Source organism: Collinsella aerofaciens, assembly GCF_964243765.1.
In the GTDB taxonomy this organism is placed as follows: domain Bacteria; phylum Actinomycetota; class Coriobacteriia; order Coriobacteriales; family Coriobacteriaceae; genus Collinsella; species Collinsella aerofaciens_BU.
Map to the genome: position 1 here is coordinate 91,938 of NZ_CAXTGI010000007.1, position 16,598 is coordinate 108,535.

18 protein-coding genes are annotated in these 16,598 nt (G+C 58.6%); 7 read left to right on the plus strand and 11 right to left on the minus strand.

Annotation, left to right across the window (positions count from 1 at the left end):
* Positions 1 to 237: 237 nt before the first annotated feature.
* A complete protein-coding gene (locus ACESSC_RS06435; protein ID WP_373162009.1) occupies positions 238 to 1,548 on the minus strand; it encodes an O-acetylhomoserine aminocarboxypropyltransferase/cysteine synthase family protein in 1,311 nt (436 codons plus the stop codon).
* Between the two features lie 274 nt (positions 1,549 to 1,822).
* Here ACESSC_RS06435 and ACESSC_RS06440 point away from each other — a divergent pair, with 274 nt between their 5' ends.
* The 5 genes from ACESSC_RS06440 (at position 1,823) to ACESSC_RS06460 (ending at position 5,345) form a co-directional block, all read left to right on the plus strand.
* Positions 1,823 to 2,725 (plus strand): LysR family transcriptional regulator, encoded by a 903-nt coding sequence (locus ACESSC_RS06440; protein ID WP_117842850.1) that lies wholly within the window; start codon positions 1,823 to 1,825, stop codon positions 2,723 to 2,725.
* Between the two features lie 48 nt (positions 2,726 to 2,773).
* Entirely contained in the window at positions 2,774 to 3,310 is a 537-nt protein-coding gene (gene rnhA, locus ACESSC_RS06445; RefSeq protein ID WP_195363527.1) for a ribonuclease HI, read from the plus strand.
* A 73-nt stretch (positions 3,311 to 3,383) separates the two neighbouring features.
* Entirely contained in the window at positions 3,384 to 4,490 is a 1,107-nt protein-coding gene (locus ACESSC_RS06450) for a Gfo/Idh/MocA family protein (RefSeq protein WP_349125578.1), read from the plus strand.
* 2 nt (positions 4,491 to 4,492) lie between these two features.
* A complete protein-coding gene (locus tag ACESSC_RS06455) occupies positions 4,493 to 4,903 on the plus strand; it encodes an acylphosphatase (RefSeq protein ID WP_373162013.1) in 411 nt (136 codons plus the stop codon).
* 61 nt (positions 4,904 to 4,964) lie between these two features.
* A complete protein-coding gene (locus tag ACESSC_RS06460) occupies positions 4,965 to 5,345 on the plus strand; it encodes a Fur family transcriptional regulator (RefSeq protein ID WP_195503338.1) in 381 nt (126 codons plus the stop codon).
* A gap of 15 nt (positions 5,346 to 5,360) precedes the next feature.
* Here ACESSC_RS06460 and ACESSC_RS06465 read toward each other — a convergent pair whose 3' ends face one another.
* The 3 genes from ACESSC_RS06465 to ACESSC_RS06475 form a co-directional block, all read right to left on the minus strand.
* The gene (locus ACESSC_RS06465; RefSeq protein ID WP_373162015.1) at positions 5,361 to 6,158 is read right to left on the minus strand and encodes an HAD-IIB family hydrolase; all 798 of its coding nucleotides are present in this window, start codon (positions 6,156 to 6,158) and stop codon (positions 5,361 to 5,363) included.
* An 82-nt stretch (positions 6,159 to 6,240) separates the two neighbouring features.
* Positions 6,241 to 6,819 carry an urease accessory protein UreE gene (locus tag ACESSC_RS06470; protein ID WP_373162018.1) on the minus strand — a complete coding sequence of 193 codons (579 nt, stop codon included), beginning with the start codon at positions 6,817 to 6,819 and terminating at the stop codon, positions 6,241 to 6,243.
* 3 nt (positions 6,820 to 6,822) lie between these two features.
* Positions 6,823 to 7,251: an FKBP-type peptidyl-prolyl cis-trans isomerase gene (locus ACESSC_RS06475; protein WP_117817160.1), complete on the minus strand. Its 429-nt coding sequence runs from the start codon at positions 7,249 to 7,251 to the stop codon at positions 6,823 to 6,825.
* 120 nt (positions 7,252 to 7,371) lie between these two features.
* Here ACESSC_RS06475 and ACESSC_RS06480 point away from each other — a divergent pair, with 120 nt between their 5' ends.
* Positions 7,372 to 8,385 carry a dipeptidase gene (locus ACESSC_RS06480; protein WP_373162021.1) on the plus strand — a complete coding sequence of 338 codons (1,014 nt, stop codon included), beginning with the start codon at positions 7,372 to 7,374 and terminating at the stop codon, positions 8,383 to 8,385.
* Positions 8,386 to 8,459: 74 nt separating this feature from the next.
* Positions 8,460 to 9,236, plus strand: a complete 777-nt coding sequence (locus ACESSC_RS06485) for a M48 family metallopeptidase (protein WP_373162023.1) — start codon at positions 8,460 to 8,462, stop codon at positions 9,234 to 9,236.
* A 6-nt stretch (positions 9,237 to 9,242) separates the two neighbouring features.
* On the opposite strand, the gene folB is transcribed toward ACESSC_RS06485, so the two are convergent.
* The 7 genes from folB to ACESSC_RS06520 form a co-directional block, all read right to left on the minus strand.
* A complete protein-coding gene (gene folB, locus ACESSC_RS06490; protein WP_373162026.1) occupies positions 9,243 to 9,728 on the minus strand; it encodes a dihydroneopterin aldolase in 486 nt (161 codons plus the stop codon).
* A 43-nt stretch (positions 9,729 to 9,771) separates the two neighbouring features.
* Positions 9,772 to 10,353, minus strand: a complete 582-nt coding sequence (locus tag ACESSC_RS06495; protein ID WP_373162028.1) for an HD domain-containing protein — start codon at positions 10,351 to 10,353, stop codon at positions 9,772 to 9,774.
* A 2-nt stretch (positions 10,354 to 10,355) separates the two neighbouring features.
* Positions 10,356 to 10,913, minus strand: coding sequence for a GTP cyclohydrolase I FolE (folE, locus tag ACESSC_RS06500; protein WP_022094399.1), 558 nt, complete (start codon positions 10,911 to 10,913; stop codon positions 10,356 to 10,358).
* Positions 10,914 to 10,979: 66 nt separating this feature from the next.
* Complete coding sequence (gene nrdG / locus ACESSC_RS06505; protein ID WP_099431453.1) at positions 10,980 to 11,561, minus strand: anaerobic ribonucleoside-triphosphate reductase activating protein; 582 nt, start codon at positions 11,559 to 11,561, stop codon at positions 10,980 to 10,982.
* Between the two features lie 428 nt (positions 11,562 to 11,989).
* Complete coding sequence (nrdD, locus tag ACESSC_RS06510) at positions 11,990 to 14,212, minus strand: anaerobic ribonucleoside-triphosphate reductase (RefSeq protein ID WP_373162031.1); 2,223 nt, start codon at positions 14,210 to 14,212, stop codon at positions 11,990 to 11,992.
* Between the two features lie 568 nt (positions 14,213 to 14,780).
* Positions 14,781 to 15,248 carry a hypothetical protein gene (locus ACESSC_RS06515; RefSeq protein ID WP_195404218.1) on the minus strand — a complete coding sequence of 156 codons (468 nt, stop codon included), beginning with the start codon at positions 15,246 to 15,248 and terminating at the stop codon, positions 14,781 to 14,783.
* Between the two features lie 100 nt (positions 15,249 to 15,348).
* Positions 15,349 to 16,548 carry an MFS transporter gene (locus tag ACESSC_RS06520; RefSeq protein WP_373162033.1) on the minus strand — a complete coding sequence of 400 codons (1,200 nt, stop codon included), beginning with the start codon at positions 16,546 to 16,548 and terminating at the stop codon, positions 15,349 to 15,351.
* Positions 16,549 to 16,598: the final 50 nt, after the last annotated feature.

A 16,598-nucleotide genomic window follows, 5' to 3' on the forward strand; every position in this document is an offset into this window, starting at 1 on the left:
GAGCAAATCGCGACCTGCGGTTTTTCTCAAAAGGCGCACGTCATTTGCGTAAAACTCACATCCTCTCAACAGGAGTTTTCCACATCTCGATTGCATAAAGCGTGCCAAAAACCCTGTTTTTGCACCCTCTCTATGCAAAAAAGGCGCCTGTGCGACCATTGTTCGCACAGGCGCCTTGAGCAGGCATTTTATGCAGTTATACCTATCGAGTCGCAAGGGGTCCTTGCACAAGTCGCCTTACTCGTCCAGTGCGGCAAAGGCCTGCTTCAGATCCCAAATGATGTCCTCGGCGTTCTCGGTACCGATGGAAAGACGGATCGTGGAGGGCGTGATGTCCTGCTCGGCGAGCTCCTCGGCAGAGAGCTGGGAGTGCGTGGTGGTAGCCGGGTGCACGACGAGCGACTTGACGTCGGCCACGTTGGCGAGCAGCGAGAACACCTGCAGATGATCGATGAACTTCCAAGCTGCCTCCTGGCCACCCTTAATCTCAAAGGTAAAGATCGAGGCACCGCCGTTGGGGAAGTACTTCTGGTACAGCTCATGGTCGGGATGCTCGGGCAGGCTCGGGTGGTTCACCTTGGCGACGTGGCTGTCACCGGTCAGGAACTCAACGACCTTCTTGGTGTTCTCGACATGACGGTCAACGCGCAGCGACAGAGTCTCGGTGCCCTGGAGCAGGACCCAGGCGTTGAACGGGCTGATGCAGGCACCCTCGTCACGCAGCAGGATAGCGCGGACATAGGTTGCAAAGGCGGCGGGACCGGCAGCCTCGGCAAACGAAACACCGTGGTAGGAGGGGTTGGGCTCAGCGATCTGGGCGTACTTGCCACTCGCCTTCCAATCGAAGTTACCGCCGTCGACGATCACACCGCCCAGCGAGGTGCCGTGGCCGCCGATAAACTTGGTTGCGGAGTGGACGACGATGTTGGCACCATGCTCCAGCGGACGGAACAGATACGGGGTGCCGAAGGTGTTGTCGACGACAACCGGCAGGCCATGCTTCTTGGCGATCTCGGAGATGGCGTCGATGTTGGGGATGTCGGAGTTGGGGTTACCGAGCGTCTCGAGATAGATGACCGTGGTGTTGTCCTTGATGGCGCCCTCGACCTCGTCCAGGTTATGGGCATCGACGAAGGTGGTCTCGACACCAAACTGGGAGAGCGTGTGCTCCAGCAGGTTGTAGGAACCGCCGTAGATGGTCTTCTGGGCGACCACGTGGTCACCGGCCTGGGCGAGGGCCTGCAGGGTATAGGTGATGGCGGCGGCGCCAGAGGCGACGGCGAGGCCAGCAACGCCGCCCTCGAGCGCAGCGATACGGTCCTCGAAGACGCCCTGGGTGGAGTTGGTCAGACGGCCGTAGATGTTACCGGCATCGGCCAGGCCAAAGCGGTCGGCAGCGTGCTGGGAGTTACGGAACACGTAGCTCGTGGTCTGGTAGATAGGCACGGCGCGGGCGTCGGATGCGGGATCGGCGCTCTCCTGGCCAACGTGAAGCTGCAGGGTGTCGAAACCAAAGGTGTGCTCGGGGTTGTTGATGAACTGGCTCATGATGATCTCCTTGATCGAATAAAAGTAACTAAGAAGTAAGAGAAGTAAGTCGCTGTCTCCTGATCACGCCGACGGGCGCAAACAGGAGCCCGGCATTCGTCTTGGTAAGCAATTCATATGCGGGCCTCCTTTCGCATCCCGGTTCCGTGGTTGGCTTAATTACCTACCGTCTTTGTGTGTTTTGAATAGTACGAGCATTGTTTCCCTCGGTCAATCACTTAAAAGCGCTAACCTGTTATCGTTTTTATAGATAACAATCGGAAGGATTGCGTCGATGACCCTCCAGCAGCTTCGTTTTCTGATCGCCGTGGCAGAGTCCGGCTCAATCAACGCCGCAGCTCAGCGCCTCTATACCGCTCAGTCCAACATCTCAAACGCCGTCAAAAGCCTGGAACAGGAGCTCCATCTGGAGATCTTTACGCGCTCCAGCCGCGGCGTCACGCTCACCAACGACGGCACCGAGCTTTTGGGCTATGCGCGTCAAGTCGTAGAGCAGGCCGATATGCTCGAGGCCCGCTACGAGGACGGCGGCACGCCCCAGGCGCGCCTTGCCATCTCGGCCCAGCATTACGCTTTTTCGGTCGAGGCCTTCGTCAACGTCGTCGAGCGCTGCCGGGACAGCAAGTTCGAATTCATCATGCGCGAGACCACCACGTCGCAGATCATCGATGACGTCCGCGCGTTTCGCAGCGACATCGGCATCCTCTATCTGGACGACTTTAACGCCCGCGTTCTGCAGAAGGCCTTCGCCGATGCCCGCGCAAGCTTCCATCCCCTCTTCGACGCGACGGTCCACGTCTTCGTTAGCGAGCGCCACCCGCTCGCACGCCGCCCGCAGCTGTCCCTTGCCGACCTTACACCCTATACGCGCTACAGCTTTGAGCAAGGCACCTCGAGCTCCTTCTATTACGCCGAGGAACCTTTTAGCTATATCCCTTGCGACCGCAACATACGAATCTCGGACCGCGGAACACTTACTAACTTACTTATCACGTCGAACGGTTACACCCTGTCGACCGGTGTCCTCTCCAATGAAATGCAATGGGGTATGGCATCGATCCCGTTAGCAGACGCCCCAACGATGCACGTGGGCTACATCATGCACGACGAGCGCAAGCCCTCTCCCCTCTTGCAGCAATACCTCGACGAGCTCAACCGCATCATCCGTGCCAACTAACTGTCGGAAGACGGGGTAGAAATCGTAGATTGCTAGCCCCCGGCGGTCATGGCGCTACAATGGTCACTCACACGAAACGTACCCAACGAAAGGAAGCCCGTGAAGGTCATCATCTATACCGACGGCTCGGCCCGATCAAATCCGGGACGCGGCGGCTACGGCGCCGTGCTCAAGTACACCAACCCCGCCGGCAAGACCTTCACCTCCGAGCTTTCGCGTGGCTACGCCAAGACCACTAACAACCGCATGGAGCTCATGGCGGTCATCGTGGCGCTCGAGGCACTTAACCGCCCCTGCGAGGTCGAGGTCCATTCCGATTCGCAATACGTCGTCAACGCCTTCAACAAACACTGGATCGACGGCTGGAAAAAGCGCGGGTGGAAAACTGCCAACAAGCAGCCCGTCAAGAACCGCGACCTGTGGGAGCGCCTGCTTGCCGCAAAGAGCAAGCATAAGGTGGAGTTCATCTGGGTTAAGGGGCATGCCGGCCACGAGCTCAATGAGCGCTGCGACGAGCTCGCCACCACCGCGGCCGACGGAGCCAACCTCGATATCGACACCGGCTTTAGCGAGAGCGACCTGTAACGGCGTTTTCGCACGCTTTTATGTCCTCCCGCGCTACACTCGTCCTGTAGGCCAAACAACGCAAGGGGGACACATGCTGCGCATCGCAACCATCGGCACATCCATGATCACCGACGACTTTATCCAAGTCGTCAATGCCAACGACCAGGCTACATTCGTAGGCACGCTCTCGCGCGACGCAGATCGTGGCGCCGCCTTTACCGCCGAACACGGCGGCGAACGCAACTTCACCGCACTTGACGAGCTTGCGTCCGCCGACGACGTCGACGCCGTCTACATCGGCAGCCCCAACGCGCTCCATCACGAGCAGGCGCTCGCCTGCATCGCCGGTGGCAAGCACGTCATCGTCGAGAAGCCCTTCTGCGCCACCGAAGCGCAGGCACTGGAAGTCTTCCGCGCTGCCGAGGCAGCAGGCGTCGTGGCCCTCGAGGCCATGCGCCCGCTTCACGACCCCGCCTTCCACGCCATTGAGGACGCTCTGGGCGAGATTGCGCCCATTCGCCGCGCCTCACTGCGCTTTGGCAAGTATTCCTCACGCTACAACGAAATCCTCGCTGGACGCGCCACCAATATCTTCGACTGCAATATGGCATCGGGTTCCCTCATGGACATTGGCGTCTACGCCGTCGAGCCCATGGTCGAGATTTTCGGCATGCCCTCTGGTCTCACCAGCATGACCACGCTGCTCGACCCCTCAACGCAAGAGCTCACCCATGGCCCCATCGACGGTTGCGGTTCCATTCTCGCCAGCTATGGCGGTGGCCGTATCTCCGTCGAGCTCGCGCACTCCAAAATTACGAATGACCTGCTGCCCTCGCAGATCGAAGGCGAGCGTGGCACTATCCAGATCGACCATCTGTCCACGCCCCGCAACGTCCGCATCGACTATCGCGGCGACGTCGTACGCGGCTCGGCGACCGAGGCACCGCGCGAACAGGACGACAACGGCCGTGCGCTCGATCTGCCCAAATCGAGCAACACTATGGAATACGAACTCATAGACTTTGTCACCGCCATCGGTAACATCGATAACGTTAAGGAAGAGATCTGGGAGACCCCAGCGGGACGCCACGAGCTCGGCCACTACCGCGATGTCACGCTCGTCTCGCTCCGCATCATGGATGCCGTGCGTCAGCAGGCCGGCATTACCTTCCCCGCCGATTCAGTCAAGCAGGCCTAGCGATGGGCCTCTTCGATACGTTCTTCTCCAGCGTCACCGGCAGCAGTCGAGAGCCTCAAAAACCATCAAACATCGAGCTCGAGCTGCGCCGCAGGCTTACTGTGCTCGCAAGCGACGAGGCCACTCAAGACACTCCGCAGCGCTATTTTCTGCGGTGGGAGGGCCAAGTCCAGGGCGTTGGTTTTCGCTTTACCAACACCAACCTCGCGCAGGCACGCGCACTCACCGGCTGGGTGCGTAACATGGAAGACGGCTCCGTCGAGATGGAGATACAGGGGGCTCCGGCAAACATCCTATCTCATCTCGAGGCGCTTCATGCCTCCTACGAGCGCATGGGAACGCGTTTTCGCCTCGCAGACGCCCAGGCCCGAGCCCCACTTACCAATGAAGACGGTTTCAGTCCTCGTTATTAGTATTGTGTGCTAAATACGGTATCATTTACCTACGACCGTTGACAGAAAAGAGGCGAGGCGCATGGCGGTGCAAAGAAGAAACACCAAGCAGCGGAAGCTGGTTCTTGACGCCGTGCGCCAAAGCTATAACCACCCCACCGCCGATGAGATCTACAACGCCGTGCGCGCGCAGGATGACAAAATCAGCCGCGGTACGGTCTACCGCAATCTCAATCTCTTGGCCGACGCCGGGGAGATCCTCTCCATCAAGACACCGGGCGGCAGCCGCTTCGATCGCACCATCGAGCCGCATGCGCATATCATCTGCACCTCGTGCAGCCGCGTCATCGACGTACCGCTCCCCTTCGATGCCCAGCTCGACGCCAAGGCGTCCGAGCAAATCGGCTGGCACGTCACGTCGCACTACACCATCTTCGAGGGTCTCTGCCCCGACTGCCGGTAGATGTTTGGGGCATGCCTACTCAGCAAGTAGACGACGCAGCTCTTCTTCGACCGTGCGCACGTAGCGGACACGGTCATTGACACCGCGCATGGTAGGGTTGCAGCTCTCCATCAGATAGGGATGGCCCACGACGTTGAGCATGTCGCGGTCGTTTTCGTTATCGCCAAACGCCATCATCTCGTCAGGGGAGATTCCCAGCGCACGACCATAATCGGCAAGCGCGGACCCCTTGCCCGAGTCAAAGCCGATAAAGTCAGTCCATTCGGTTCCCGACGTCATCACATCGACTCGGTCGCTAAAGCGACCCACAAAATATTCCAGCGCCGCCGGCTGCACTGCCTCGGGTGTTTGGAACGCGATCTTAATGACGTCCTCGTCAATGTCCTCGGGGCAATCAACCACAGCCACATCGCAATGGACCTCGTAGCGCAAATGGTCGACGAACGCATCGTTGCCGCTTACGGTATAAAGGTGATCCTCGCACGAAAGGGTCACGTCGGCATGGGGGTACGCAACCACGGCATTCGCGATATCCATGGCCAGGCCACGCTCCATAGAACGCTTGACCACGGCACGCCCCTCGCTCATGACCAGGGCTCCGTTTTCGCATACATAGGCGAGTTCATCGGCCACCGGGGCGAACAGGTAGCGCAGGCTCGCATATTGACGGCCGCTCGCCGGCATAAACACGATACCGCGACGATGCAGCTCATCGATAAGCTCAAAGGCCTCGGAACGCGGCTCGCGCTCCCCCGGATGCAGCAACGTGCCATCCAAATCGCATGCAATCAGCTTGATCCCCTCAAGACCCATATGCTTCCCCCAAAGCATCTCATCAACAGCAAGACGGACTTTGAATAGTTGCCTCTCAAAGTCCGTCTTGCGCATACGCACGCTAACCGCGCGCCTTCTTTACGATCGTAAAGTCTGGAGCCATACTCACAACGACATCTGCCGCGCTCGATGCAAAGCGTCGACTGGCATCGAGCTCGCGCGTGACTACCGAGAGCCGAACGCCCTCGATACCCCGCAGCATGCGGCCCAAAACAGGCTGCACCGGCGTATACATGCGCACGGCATGCTCGTCCGAGTCGCCCCGGAAGAGCGGTGCATGCATGTTGCCGATCTCCCAGCACGCATGCGCAAGCGCAATCGGGTCCATGCGGTCGACTTCGACCAGATAAACCTCGGCGCTGCGCAGGCGCACGACAACCGCCACGGGCACCATGCCCGAGCGGTCGATGGCGAGCACGTCGCCATCGGCAAGACGACCGCCGTCGGCAGCATCCAGCCGAGCATCGATCGTGCGCCCCAGCTCCGTCACGCCCACAAACGTGCGTACATCAGCCTGGTCCCAATCGAGTAGCAGCTCGTCAACTTCAAAGACGCCGCCCAACTTCCGACGAAGCAGGAGCTCATAGGACGGGTCGTTGAGATTTCCCAAGCGCTCCGTAGATACCAGGTCCACGGACATCAACTAGTCCTCGACCTCGACGAGCTCGATATCAAAGTTGAGATCCTTACCGGCGAGCTCGTGATTGGCGTCGAGCGTCACTGCCTCGGGCGTCACGTCGATGACCACGGCGGGGACGGGCATGCCGCTCGGCGTGGACAGGAAGAGCTTCATGCCCTTCTCGATTTGCTCGATATTGGGAACCTGCTCGGCCGGGAAGGTCAGGACCATCTCGGGGTTGTGCTCGCCGTAGGCATCGGCAGCCGGGATGTGCACAGTCTTCTTCTCGCCCACCTGCATGTCGACAACAGCGGCGTCGAAGCCCTTGATCATCTGGCCGGCGCCGCAGGTGAACTCCAGCGGCTCGCCGCGATCGTAGGAGCTATCGAACTGCGTGCCGTCATCGAGCGTGCCGCGATAATGGGTCTTGACCTTCTTGCCCTGGTTGGACATGGAAACCTCCGTGATAAGGGCGGCGCACAACGCGGGCCGCCATGAACATATGGCGCTAACTATACCCTAGTCATACAATTCAAAGACAGTTTGCAAAGAAACGCTGCAACCGGAGGAACCATGGCATATCCCGTATTTGACCTACACTGCGACACCGCCGACCGCATCGGCTGGGCCACGCTCGATCTCGACCTGCGCTTTACCGCCGGCACCGACGGTTATTTCCCCGGCGACGAAACGCATCCGCAAGATTTCGACCTCATCGAGGGCAACGCCTGCGCCATCTCGCTCGCAAAGATCGGCAACACGCCGTGGGCACAGTGCTTCGCCACGTTTGTCCCCGACGAGATTCCCACCGCCCACGCCGCGCGCTTCCAGGCGCAAATCATGGCGCATACGAGCGGCCAGGCCATGCTCAACCACGACCGCATGGTCAACGTGCGCAGCGCCGCCGACATTCGCCCCGCACTCAAGGACGGCAAGGTCGCTTGCATCCACACCATCGAAAACGCCACGTTCTTTGCCGAGGACCCCGCGCTGATCGAGGTGCTCAAGAGCCTGGGCGTACTTATGTCATCACTCAGCTGGAACGCGCAGGGACCGCTCGCGAGTGGACACGATACCCACGCCGGTCTCACCGCCGCCGGCATCGAGGCACTTACGCAGATGGAGCACGCCGGCATGGTACTCGACGTCTCCCACCTCAACGATGAGTGCTTTGACGAGGTTGTCGCCCACGCCACGCGTCCCTTCGTCGCCAGCCACTCCAACTCCCGTGCGGTTTGCGGCGTCAAGCGCAACCTCACCGACGACCAGTTCCGCACCATTCGCGACATGGGCGGTATCGTCGGCCTTAACTACTGCAGCGAGTTCCTTTCCAGCAACGCAACCGACAAGACCGCCGCAGACGTCACCTTCGACCAGCTGGCGGCACATATCGAGCACTGGCTCGACCTGGGCGGCGAGGACGTCATCGCACTCGGTGGCGACTGGGACGGCGCCGCGGTGCCCGCTTTCCTCTCTGATGCCAGCAAGATGCCCGAGTTCCAGAACATGCTCTCCAAGCACTTTGGCAAGACCGTGATGCAAAAGCTCTGCAGCGACAACGCGCTTGCCTTCTTTGAGCGTTATTAATTTCACATCCCTTGAGCGGGCCGGCATGCCGAACGGTCGACATGCCGGCCCGTCCCCAATCCAAAGGACCGCTTTTGACGCAGCAGTTTACGATTTCCGTATCTCGACCGGATGGGACGCCTATCTCCATCGTCGTTACCAAAAAGCGCGTCAAGAACTTCAACCTACGCATCACATCGAGCGGTGAGGTCCACGCTAGCGCACCGCTCGGCGCCAGCCGCGAACGTATCGAAGCGTTTGTGAAGCGCAACAGTGCCTGGATTATCAGCCGACTTGCCCAGCGCGAGCAACGTCAGGCGACGGCGCGAGAGCCGCTCAGCCCCTCGTCCATCATTGCGCTTTGGGGCAAGCCCATCACGGTACAGGATGCACTCGATCACAACTTTGCATCGCCCACACCGCGGCCCAAGCAGGCCACCTTCGCAAGTTTTATGGGTACCGACGAATCGGACGAAGGCCCACAGGCCAAGCGGCGCGCAATCCTCGACGGCCTAACGTCCGACGAGCTCCAAGCCCACATCGACCAGCTCTATACGTCCGAGGTCACATCGGCGCTGCGCGATATGGTGCACGCGTACGAAATCGCAATGGGTGTCGCCGTTTCCCGCATTTCCGTACGCAGCATGAAAACGCGTTGGGGCTCATGCACGCCCAAATCCGGTGGCATTCGCATCGCGCGCGAGCTCGCCGCCTACCCTGTCGAATGCCTCGACATGGTTGTCGCCCACGAGCTCGTCCACTTGCTCGAGCCAAGCCACAATCAGCGGTTTCACGCCCTGCTCGACACGTACTGCCCCAACAATAGGGCTCTGTCGCAGCGGCTCAAAAAACCGCCTGCCAACGAGCTGTAGGGCCGGTTAGCGCACGCGCTCGATCTCGACACCGCAGCTTGCCAGGGGCAGGCCAACAGGAGCCCACGGCTTATCGAACTTTATGCGCACACCAAGCAGCGAGGGATAACGGCGCAGCAGCATCTGGGCTGTCCCCTCGGCTGCCGCCTCGATGAGCTTAAACGTATGCTCGCGCAGATAGCCATCGACATCGTGGCACACCGAGCCGTAGTCAATCGAAGCGTCCAGGTTATCGTGCTCCCCCGCCGTGCGCAGATCGGCATAGAGCACCAGAGAAACGATGAACTTCTGACCCAGCGCGTTCTCCTCGGGATACACGCCATGGTTGGCAAAAACCTCAAGGCCGTCAATGACAATACGATCGGCATGGCGCAGATCGGCATAGCTCACGTGAGGCACCGCCGTTGCGGTGGATATTTCGCCCCTTCCACGGCGGGCGAGCTCAGCACCTTCAGTCTTGGTTGCATTCTCGGGCAGTTTCTTGTTACTCAACGCGATCGTCTCCTTCGTTTAGAACCCCGACCGCGCAAACTAACTACACGCGAATCGACAGGTTCTTTTTATCATCGCTCCAGTTGCAAGCATTGCGCGCAGGGCATGCAAAGCAGGCGCGCGACGCTTTGTCGGCTGCATAGAGCAGACGCTCAAGCGGTTGGCTGTTCACGCGCAGCTTTCGATGGCCCAGAATGGCCGTCTTAATGGCTGCGGCATCGGCCGGCTCAAACGCCACGTCATCGGGCATGCCGCCGAGAATCGCATCAGCGACGCGTTCGCTTGCAACATCATGGGATATACCCGATTCATACTGTTCATCTTTGCCGATATCGTGAAGAAGTGCCGTGGCGTAGATGACCTCGCGGTCAAATTCGAGCTGTTCCTCGAGATTCTTGATCCACATAATGCGAGCGACATCGAGCAGATGGTCAATACCGTGGCGGCAGAAGATGCGTCCCGATTCCAACTGTGCAATGTTGCCCAGGTGCCGCCGGAACAGCCCGTTGGCACAAATGTAATCAATGCGAGGCATGGCACCAAAGGGGGCCAGGCCCGAAGCCATAAAGCCGCGACGCGACGTCCCCTCATCGGTCTTCGATGCAAAGTCGTTGACGACTCTCATGGTTAGCGGCCCAGCATCCTAAAGAAACGCTCCTCGAGCGCGGGATCGGTCTCAAAGACGCCGCGGCGAGCGAGCGTCACGGTCTTGGTGCCGGGCTTTTGCACGCCACGCATCGTCATGCACATATGCTCGGCCTCCATCAACACAATCGCTCCCTGGGGAGCGAGATAGTCCATGAGGGCATCGGCAACCTGTGCACACAGTTGCTCCTGCAGCTGAAGACGACGGGCATAAACCTCAACCGTGCGGGCGAGCTTGGAAAGCCCAGCCACCCGACCGTTAGGGATATAACCAATGGCGGCCTTGCCATAAAACGGCAGCAGATGATGTTCGCACAGCGAATAGAACGTGATGTCGCGCTCGATAACCAAATCGTTCGAAGCGACGGCAAAGGTTTTGGACAGGTGCTCCTCGGCACTCTGGTCCATGCCGCCGGCGATCTCACCATACATACGGGCAACGCGCGCCGGGGTCTCCAACAGGCCCTCACGAGTTGGGTCCTCGCCTATGCCCTCAAGCAACAGCTTAATGGCGGCCTCGACTTTTTCCTGATCGACCATCTGGGCCTCACTTTTCCGATTTCACGTTCGCTCTATGGTACCACGCCCTCCGGCATCGACCACAAGCTACATAGTATGGGTCGAATAGACCGGATCATCACGCCATAGTTCAACCGCATCACAAAGCGCAACGCCCTCGCGCTCAGCACGGGCGCGCGTAGCGTTCATATCGATCACGCGCTGGTTGCTCGAGCCCCTAAAGCGCAACGAGATATCGTACAGATCTTGAACAAACGGGCCGTCCACCAGCATGTCAAGGCAGGCAAGAATGCGATCCGTCACCTCGGTATGATGACGACCGCCCGGCATAAGCTCCTCGAGCACGTCACCGGTAAAGCACCAAATAGTCTTCCCCGACTCCACGGGATAAGCCTCACGAACACGCTCGACAAACTCAACGAGTCCCGCCTGATTCTCAGGTTCCATAGGCTCGCCGCCCAAAATCGTCAGACCATCGATAAAGGGATGATCGAGGCTCTCGATGATCTTGTCCTCGACGGTGCGATCAAAGGGCTCGCCCGCAGCAAAGTCCCACGCAACAGAGTTAAAGCAATTCTTGCACCCACGACGGCACCCGCTCACAAACAGAGAAGTGCGGACGCCTTCCCCATCAGCAATGTCGAAATACTTAATGTTCGCGTAGTTCATAAGTAACCTTCCTGGGGGGTCTGGAGTATATCATTCCGTCCTCAAACATTCTCGGCCTTTGGCCTGCGAAACTGCGGGCGGAACGATATACTCCAGACCCCTCGCGAGCAACACTCAATGAACAAAGCGAACATCGAGTATAGGGTTCGAGGTCCAATAAAAAATTTGTTGCAGCTCAACCGTTGCTGCAAGCAAACCGTTATTGCAAGTCGACTCATTTCCGCTAAGAACTTCGAGGAGTGAGCAGACTGCGCGCTGCATCTCAGCTACGTCAACTTGGCTGAGCCGAGAGGGCCGCTTGGGCTTTTGCTCGATATGAGTTCCGCACGCAAAGAAGGCCACTTAATGTGGCCTTCGTCTTGCGCAGGACTGTCCGAAATAGCGAGCAAAAGCCCAAGCGGCCCTCTCGGCTCAGCCCCGGAGCGGTATTAGAGATGCAGCACGCGGTCGCGGATCTCCTCGGTTCGACCCTGGTTCCAGAACTGGGTACCGATGTAGCCGCACGTGCGACGGGCGACATTCATCTTCTCCTGGTCGCGGTTACCGCAGCTGGGGCACTCCCACACCAGCTTGCCGTCATCCTCGACAATCTTGATCTCGCCATCGTAGCCGCACACCTGGCAGTAGTCGCTCTTGGTGTTGAGCTCGGCGTACATGATGTTGTCGTAGATGTACTGCATCACGCGGATGACAGCCTTGAGGTTGTCCTGCATGTTGGGAACCTCGACGTAGGAGATGGCACCGCCCGGCGAAAGCTGCTGGAACATGCCCTCGAACTTGAGCTTGTCGAATGCGTCGATCTCCTCGGACACGTGGACGTGGTAGCTGTTGGTGATGTAGCCCTTGTCCGTCACGCCCGGGATGATGCCAAAACGACGCTGCAGGCACTTGGCGAACTTGTAGGTCGTCGACTCAAGCGGGGTACCGTACAGCGAGAAATCGATATCGCTTTCGGCCTTCCACTCGGCGCACTTGTCGTTCATGCGCTGCATGACGGCCATGGCAAAGGGCGTGCCCTCCTTCTCGGTGTGGCTGTGGCCCGTCATGTACTTGACGCACTCATACAGGCCGGCATACCCCAGACTGATGGTGGAATAGCCGCCCACGAGCAGCTTGTCGATCGTCTCGCCCTTCTTCAGGCGGGCGAGGGCACCGTACTGCCAAAGAATCGGCGCGGCATCCGAAAGCGTGCCCATCAGGCGCTCATGACGGCACAGCAGGGCACGGTGGCACAGCTCAAGGCGCTCGTCGAAGATCTTCCAGAACTTGTCCATGTCCTGATGCGAGCTCAGCGCGACATCGGGCAGGTTGATGGTCACAACACCCTGGTTAAAGCGGCCATAGTACTTAGGTTTGGTCGGGTCATAGTTCAGCGCGTTGGCTACGTTGTTAAATCCGTTACCGGAGCGGTCGGGCGTCAAGAAGCTGCGGCAACCCATGCAGGTGTAGCAATCGCCGTTGCCGGCGGTCTCGCCCTTAGACAGCTTGAGCTCGCGCATCTTCTTCTCGGAGATGTAGTCGGGCACCATGCGCTTGGCGGTGCACTTCGCAGCCAGCTGAGTCAGGTAGAAGTACGGGGAATCCTCGTAAACGTTATCGTCCTCGAGCACATAAATAAGCTTGGGGAACGCCGGAGTGATCCACACGCCGGCCTCGTTCTTAACGCCCTCATAGCGCTGACGAAGCGTCTCCTCCACGATCATGGCAAGGTCGTGCTTCTCCTGCGCTGAGCGAGCCTCGTTGAGATACATGAAGACCGTCACGAACGGCGCCTGGCCGTTGGTGGTCATAAGGGTCACGACCTGATACTGGATCGTCTGGACGCCGCGACGGATCTCATCGCGCAGGCGATCCTCAACGACCTCGCGCACCTTCTCGGCAGATGCCGAGACACCAAGCTCCTCGAGCTCGCGAGCGACCTCGCCGCGAATCTTTTGACGGCTCACCTCAACGAACGGGGCGAGATGGGTCAGCGAAATAGACTGGCCGCCGTACTGGGAGGAAGCAACCTGGGCGATGATCTGCGTCGCGATGTTGCAGGCGGTCGAGAAGCTGTGCGGCTTCTCGATCAGCGTGCCCGAGATAACGGTGCCGTTCTGGAGCATGTCCTCCAGGTTCACCAGATCGCAGTTGTGCATGTGCTGGGCAAAGTAATCCGAATCGTGGAAATGGATCAAGCCCTCATTATGGGCATCCACGATCTCCTGGGGCAGCAGCACGCGCTGGGTCAGGTCCTTGGAAATCTCGCCGGCCATATAGTCGCGCTGAACGGAGTTGACGGTCGGGTTCTTGTTGGAGTTCTCCTGCTTGACCTCTTCGTTATTGCACTCGATCAGCGACAGAATCTTGTCGTCGGTCGTGTTCTTCTGGCGCTTCAGGCTCTGAACATAGCGATAGATGATGTAATGGCGGGCAACCTCGTAGCAGTCGAGACGCATAATCTCGTCCTCGACCAAATCCTGGATCTCCTCGACCGAAACGGTGTGGCCCGCGTTCTCGCATGCCTCGGCGACGTTTTGTGCCGCGTAAACCACCTGGCGGTCAGTTAGACGAGAGCTCTCCTCGACCTCCAAGTTGGCGGCGCGGATGGCATTGACGATCTTATCGATGTCAAAGACAACCTCGGTGCCGCTGCGCTTGATGATCTTCATCCTCTTGCCTCTTTCGCGTCGTAGCCTCATTGCGCTTCAGAGCCAAACGATGCCCGGCAGGGCCTGTCCCTGTCTTGCGGCGCCGTCGCGCAATCTGTGTTCTCGATAAACCATAAGCCTCCATGCGGACATTCCCTGGAGCCGATCAAGCGGCTCAAGGACACGTTCAAAAGAGGCAGTTAAGGTCTTCGTTCTCTGTCCGCCATCTATCATACGACAAAGACGCATCTATATCCTGTATTCTTTTTTTAGGTCAAACACAACATATAGTGTTTCAGCAGGTCAAAGCAATTGGTCATTTTGCAGACGCATTAATTATGAGGGGTTCTTGGCAAGTCGGTAAAACGTTACCAACACGGCTACCTGCATGGCAGTTATAAAACCCCCTTAGTCAAGCCGCTGACAAATCCTACCAAAACCAAGCCGCTCACGCCAAAAGAATCCAAAAGATTATGCTTGACCAACATGTTGCGGTCGAATGCCGGCGGACGGAGCGACAGGACTGTAAACGCTCGGAAGACTACAGCCCCGGCGCCCCGTCCGCCGGCATTCGATAGGCGAGGATCTATTACTTCTCTTCGCGAACTATCGTGCGGCCGAGAGCCGCTGTAAAGGGATCGAGCAGCACGCCGGCGATAACCACAAAGGCCCATCCCTTTGTGACGAGGCCGGCCCAACGCGCGAAGAATGTACGGCCTTCAATCGTTCCGAATCCTCCTTGGAAGGCAATCTCGCCAAAACCGATCACCATAAAAAGGAGCGTGGCACCGATGACCGTACCGGCGATCTTGTGTGATGCACTCCCCTGCTCAAAACCAAAAAAGTCCAGGCACATACCAACCGTTTTGCCAAACAGCGGGAGTGCGCTCAGAACCTCGGCGATCACCGTGGCCACGATGAGTTGTCCCCAAAAGCCCGTGGGGCCCGTCAGATCCAAGCCAGGCGCCCCTTCAATGATGGGGAGAAACGCGCAGAGCAATAGCGGGTTAAAGAAGCCGTTGAGAATACCGATAACGCGCCTGACAGGTAACTTCATAGCCGTAAGCCTTTCAAAGTCATTGATAGAAAGAGGGCCGCCGGCATATGTCGGCGGCCCCGATAAAACATGATGTACGGCAAAGCAACTACTCGAGCGGCTACTCCGCCTCGCCGCCGGCTGCCATCTTCTCGGCCTCGGCAAGCTGGGCCGGGGTGAGCTTGCGATACTTAATGGCGCCAAAGACGACACAAGCCGCACAGATGATCATGCCGGCGATGAACTTCTGGTCAATCGTTGCACCAAACGGCGACGTCACGGCCTCAAACACAATGGGAGACAATGCCATGCCAAAGTTGATACCTGCCATGCCAATGGCGAGGTTAAACGCACGTCCCTCGGGGGCAGAGTTGCCGGCAGCAAAATTGCCCTCCAGCGGCACGTAGGTCTCCTTGCCCAGCGCAACGACAAAGCCCGCAACGCACAGCACCATAAAGGCGGGCGCAACCAGCGTCAGGCCCAGGCCAACGAGCGTCACGCCCCACGCGATCGGCATAGCCAGGTTCTTGAACTTGGCAAACAGCGGACCGACCAAAAGACCAGCCGCAATACCGGCAACGGTCATAACGGTAGAGGCAAGACCGGCCTCCACGGTACCGCCAAAGCCGCGACCTACAACAAGCAGCGAAACGTTGGAGCTGAAGAGCTGGAACGTAAGTACGAACACAAAGCTCATGAGCGTGATAATCGCGACCTCTTTAGGCATATTGGCAAACACGTTGACCTTGCGCTTGGGCTCAAGATGACCCTCAGGAAGGCAAACAGCCTCGATTACGATGAAAATGATCATGATGAAGTACGCCGCATAGCTGTGGAACCACTCGGCAGAACCCAAGATGCCGGAAACCATCGTCCAGATAATGCCGCCCAGTGCAACAAAAGTGGAGTAGATGCCCATGACAAACGAGCGCTGCTTTCCGCCAAAGTAATCCGCGATAAGAGCGTCCGTTGAATTCTGCACGGCGCCGAGACCAAGGCCCATGACAGCAGAAGCCGCTAAGACTTGGCCGAGCGAGTCGTGGAACACCAGCACCGAGGCGCCTGCCAGCATCACGATAATGTGACCGACGAGCGTCGTCTTCTTCTTGGACACGCGAGAGGCAAGCTGTGAAGAGACGAGCATGGCGGACAACGCCATCATCAACGGGATGATGCCGATAATCATCTGAACGGCAGCGATGTTCTCGTTGGGAAACGCGGCCGCAACAGAGGCCACGATGGGAACGGGCACGAGCATGCCCATGATGCACATGGCGGCTGCGTAAATGCCCACCAGGTACTTGATCTTGGTTTTATCCATGATCCATCCTTACACTTAAAGAAAAGGGTCGGAGCGGCCAGGCATCACCA

Excerpts from the sequence above, each read along its gene's own strand:
- ACESSC_RS06455 (WP_373162013.1), top strand. The coding sequence starts at position 4,493 with ATGGGCCTCTTCGATACGTTCTTCTCCAGCGTCACCGGCAGCAGTCGA.
- ACESSC_RS06515 (WP_195404218.1), bottom strand. The coding sequence starts at position 15,248 with ATGAAGTTACCTGTCAGGCGCGTTATCGGTATTCTCAACGGCTTCTTT.
- ACESSC_RS06480 (WP_373162021.1), top strand. The coding sequence starts at position 7,372 with ATGGCATATCCCGTATTTGACCTACACTGCGACACCGCCGACCGCATC.
- ACESSC_RS06465 (WP_373162015.1), bottom strand. The coding sequence starts at position 6,158 with ATGGGTCTTGAGGGGATCAAGCTGATTGCATGCGATTTGGATGGCACG.
- ACESSC_RS06520 (WP_373162033.1), bottom strand. The coding sequence starts at position 16,548 with ATGGATAAAACCAAGATCAAGTACCTGGTGGGCATTTACGCAGCCGCC.
- nrdG (WP_099431453.1), bottom strand. The coding sequence starts at position 11,561 with ATGAACTACGCGAACATTAAGTATTTCGACATTGCTGATGGGGAAGGC.
- rnhA (WP_195363527.1), top strand. The coding sequence starts at position 2,774 with ATGGCGCTACAATGGTCACTCACACGAAACGTACCCAACGAAAGGAAG.
- ACESSC_RS06495 (WP_373162028.1), bottom strand. The coding sequence starts at position 10,353 with ATGAGAGTCGTCAACGACTTTGCATCGAAGACCGATGAGGGGACGTCG.
- nrdD (WP_373162031.1), bottom strand. The coding sequence starts at position 14,212 with ATGAAGATCATCAAGCGCAGCGGCACCGAGGTTGTCTTTGACATCGAT.
- ACESSC_RS06450 (WP_349125578.1), top strand. The coding sequence starts at position 3,384 with ATGCTGCGCATCGCAACCATCGGCACATCCATGATCACCGACGACTTT.
- ACESSC_RS06470 (WP_373162018.1), bottom strand. The coding sequence starts at position 6,819 with ATGTCCGTGGACCTGGTATCTACGGAGCGCTTGGGAAATCTCAACGAC.
- ACESSC_RS06475 (WP_117817160.1), bottom strand. The coding sequence starts at position 7,251 with ATGTCCAACCAGGGCAAGAAGGTCAAGACCCATTATCGCGGCACGCTC.
- ACESSC_RS06440 (WP_117842850.1), top strand. The coding sequence starts at position 1,823 with ATGACCCTCCAGCAGCTTCGTTTTCTGATCGCCGTGGCAGAGTCCGGC.
- ACESSC_RS06435 (WP_373162009.1), bottom strand. The coding sequence starts at position 1,548 with ATGAGCCAGTTCATCAACAACCCCGAGCACACCTTTGGTTTCGACACC.
- ACESSC_RS06460 (WP_195503338.1), top strand. The coding sequence starts at position 4,965 with ATGGCGGTGCAAAGAAGAAACACCAAGCAGCGGAAGCTGGTTCTTGAC.
- folE (WP_022094399.1), bottom strand. The coding sequence starts at position 10,913 with ATGGTCGATCAGGAAAAAGTCGAGGCCGCCATTAAGCTGTTGCTTGAG.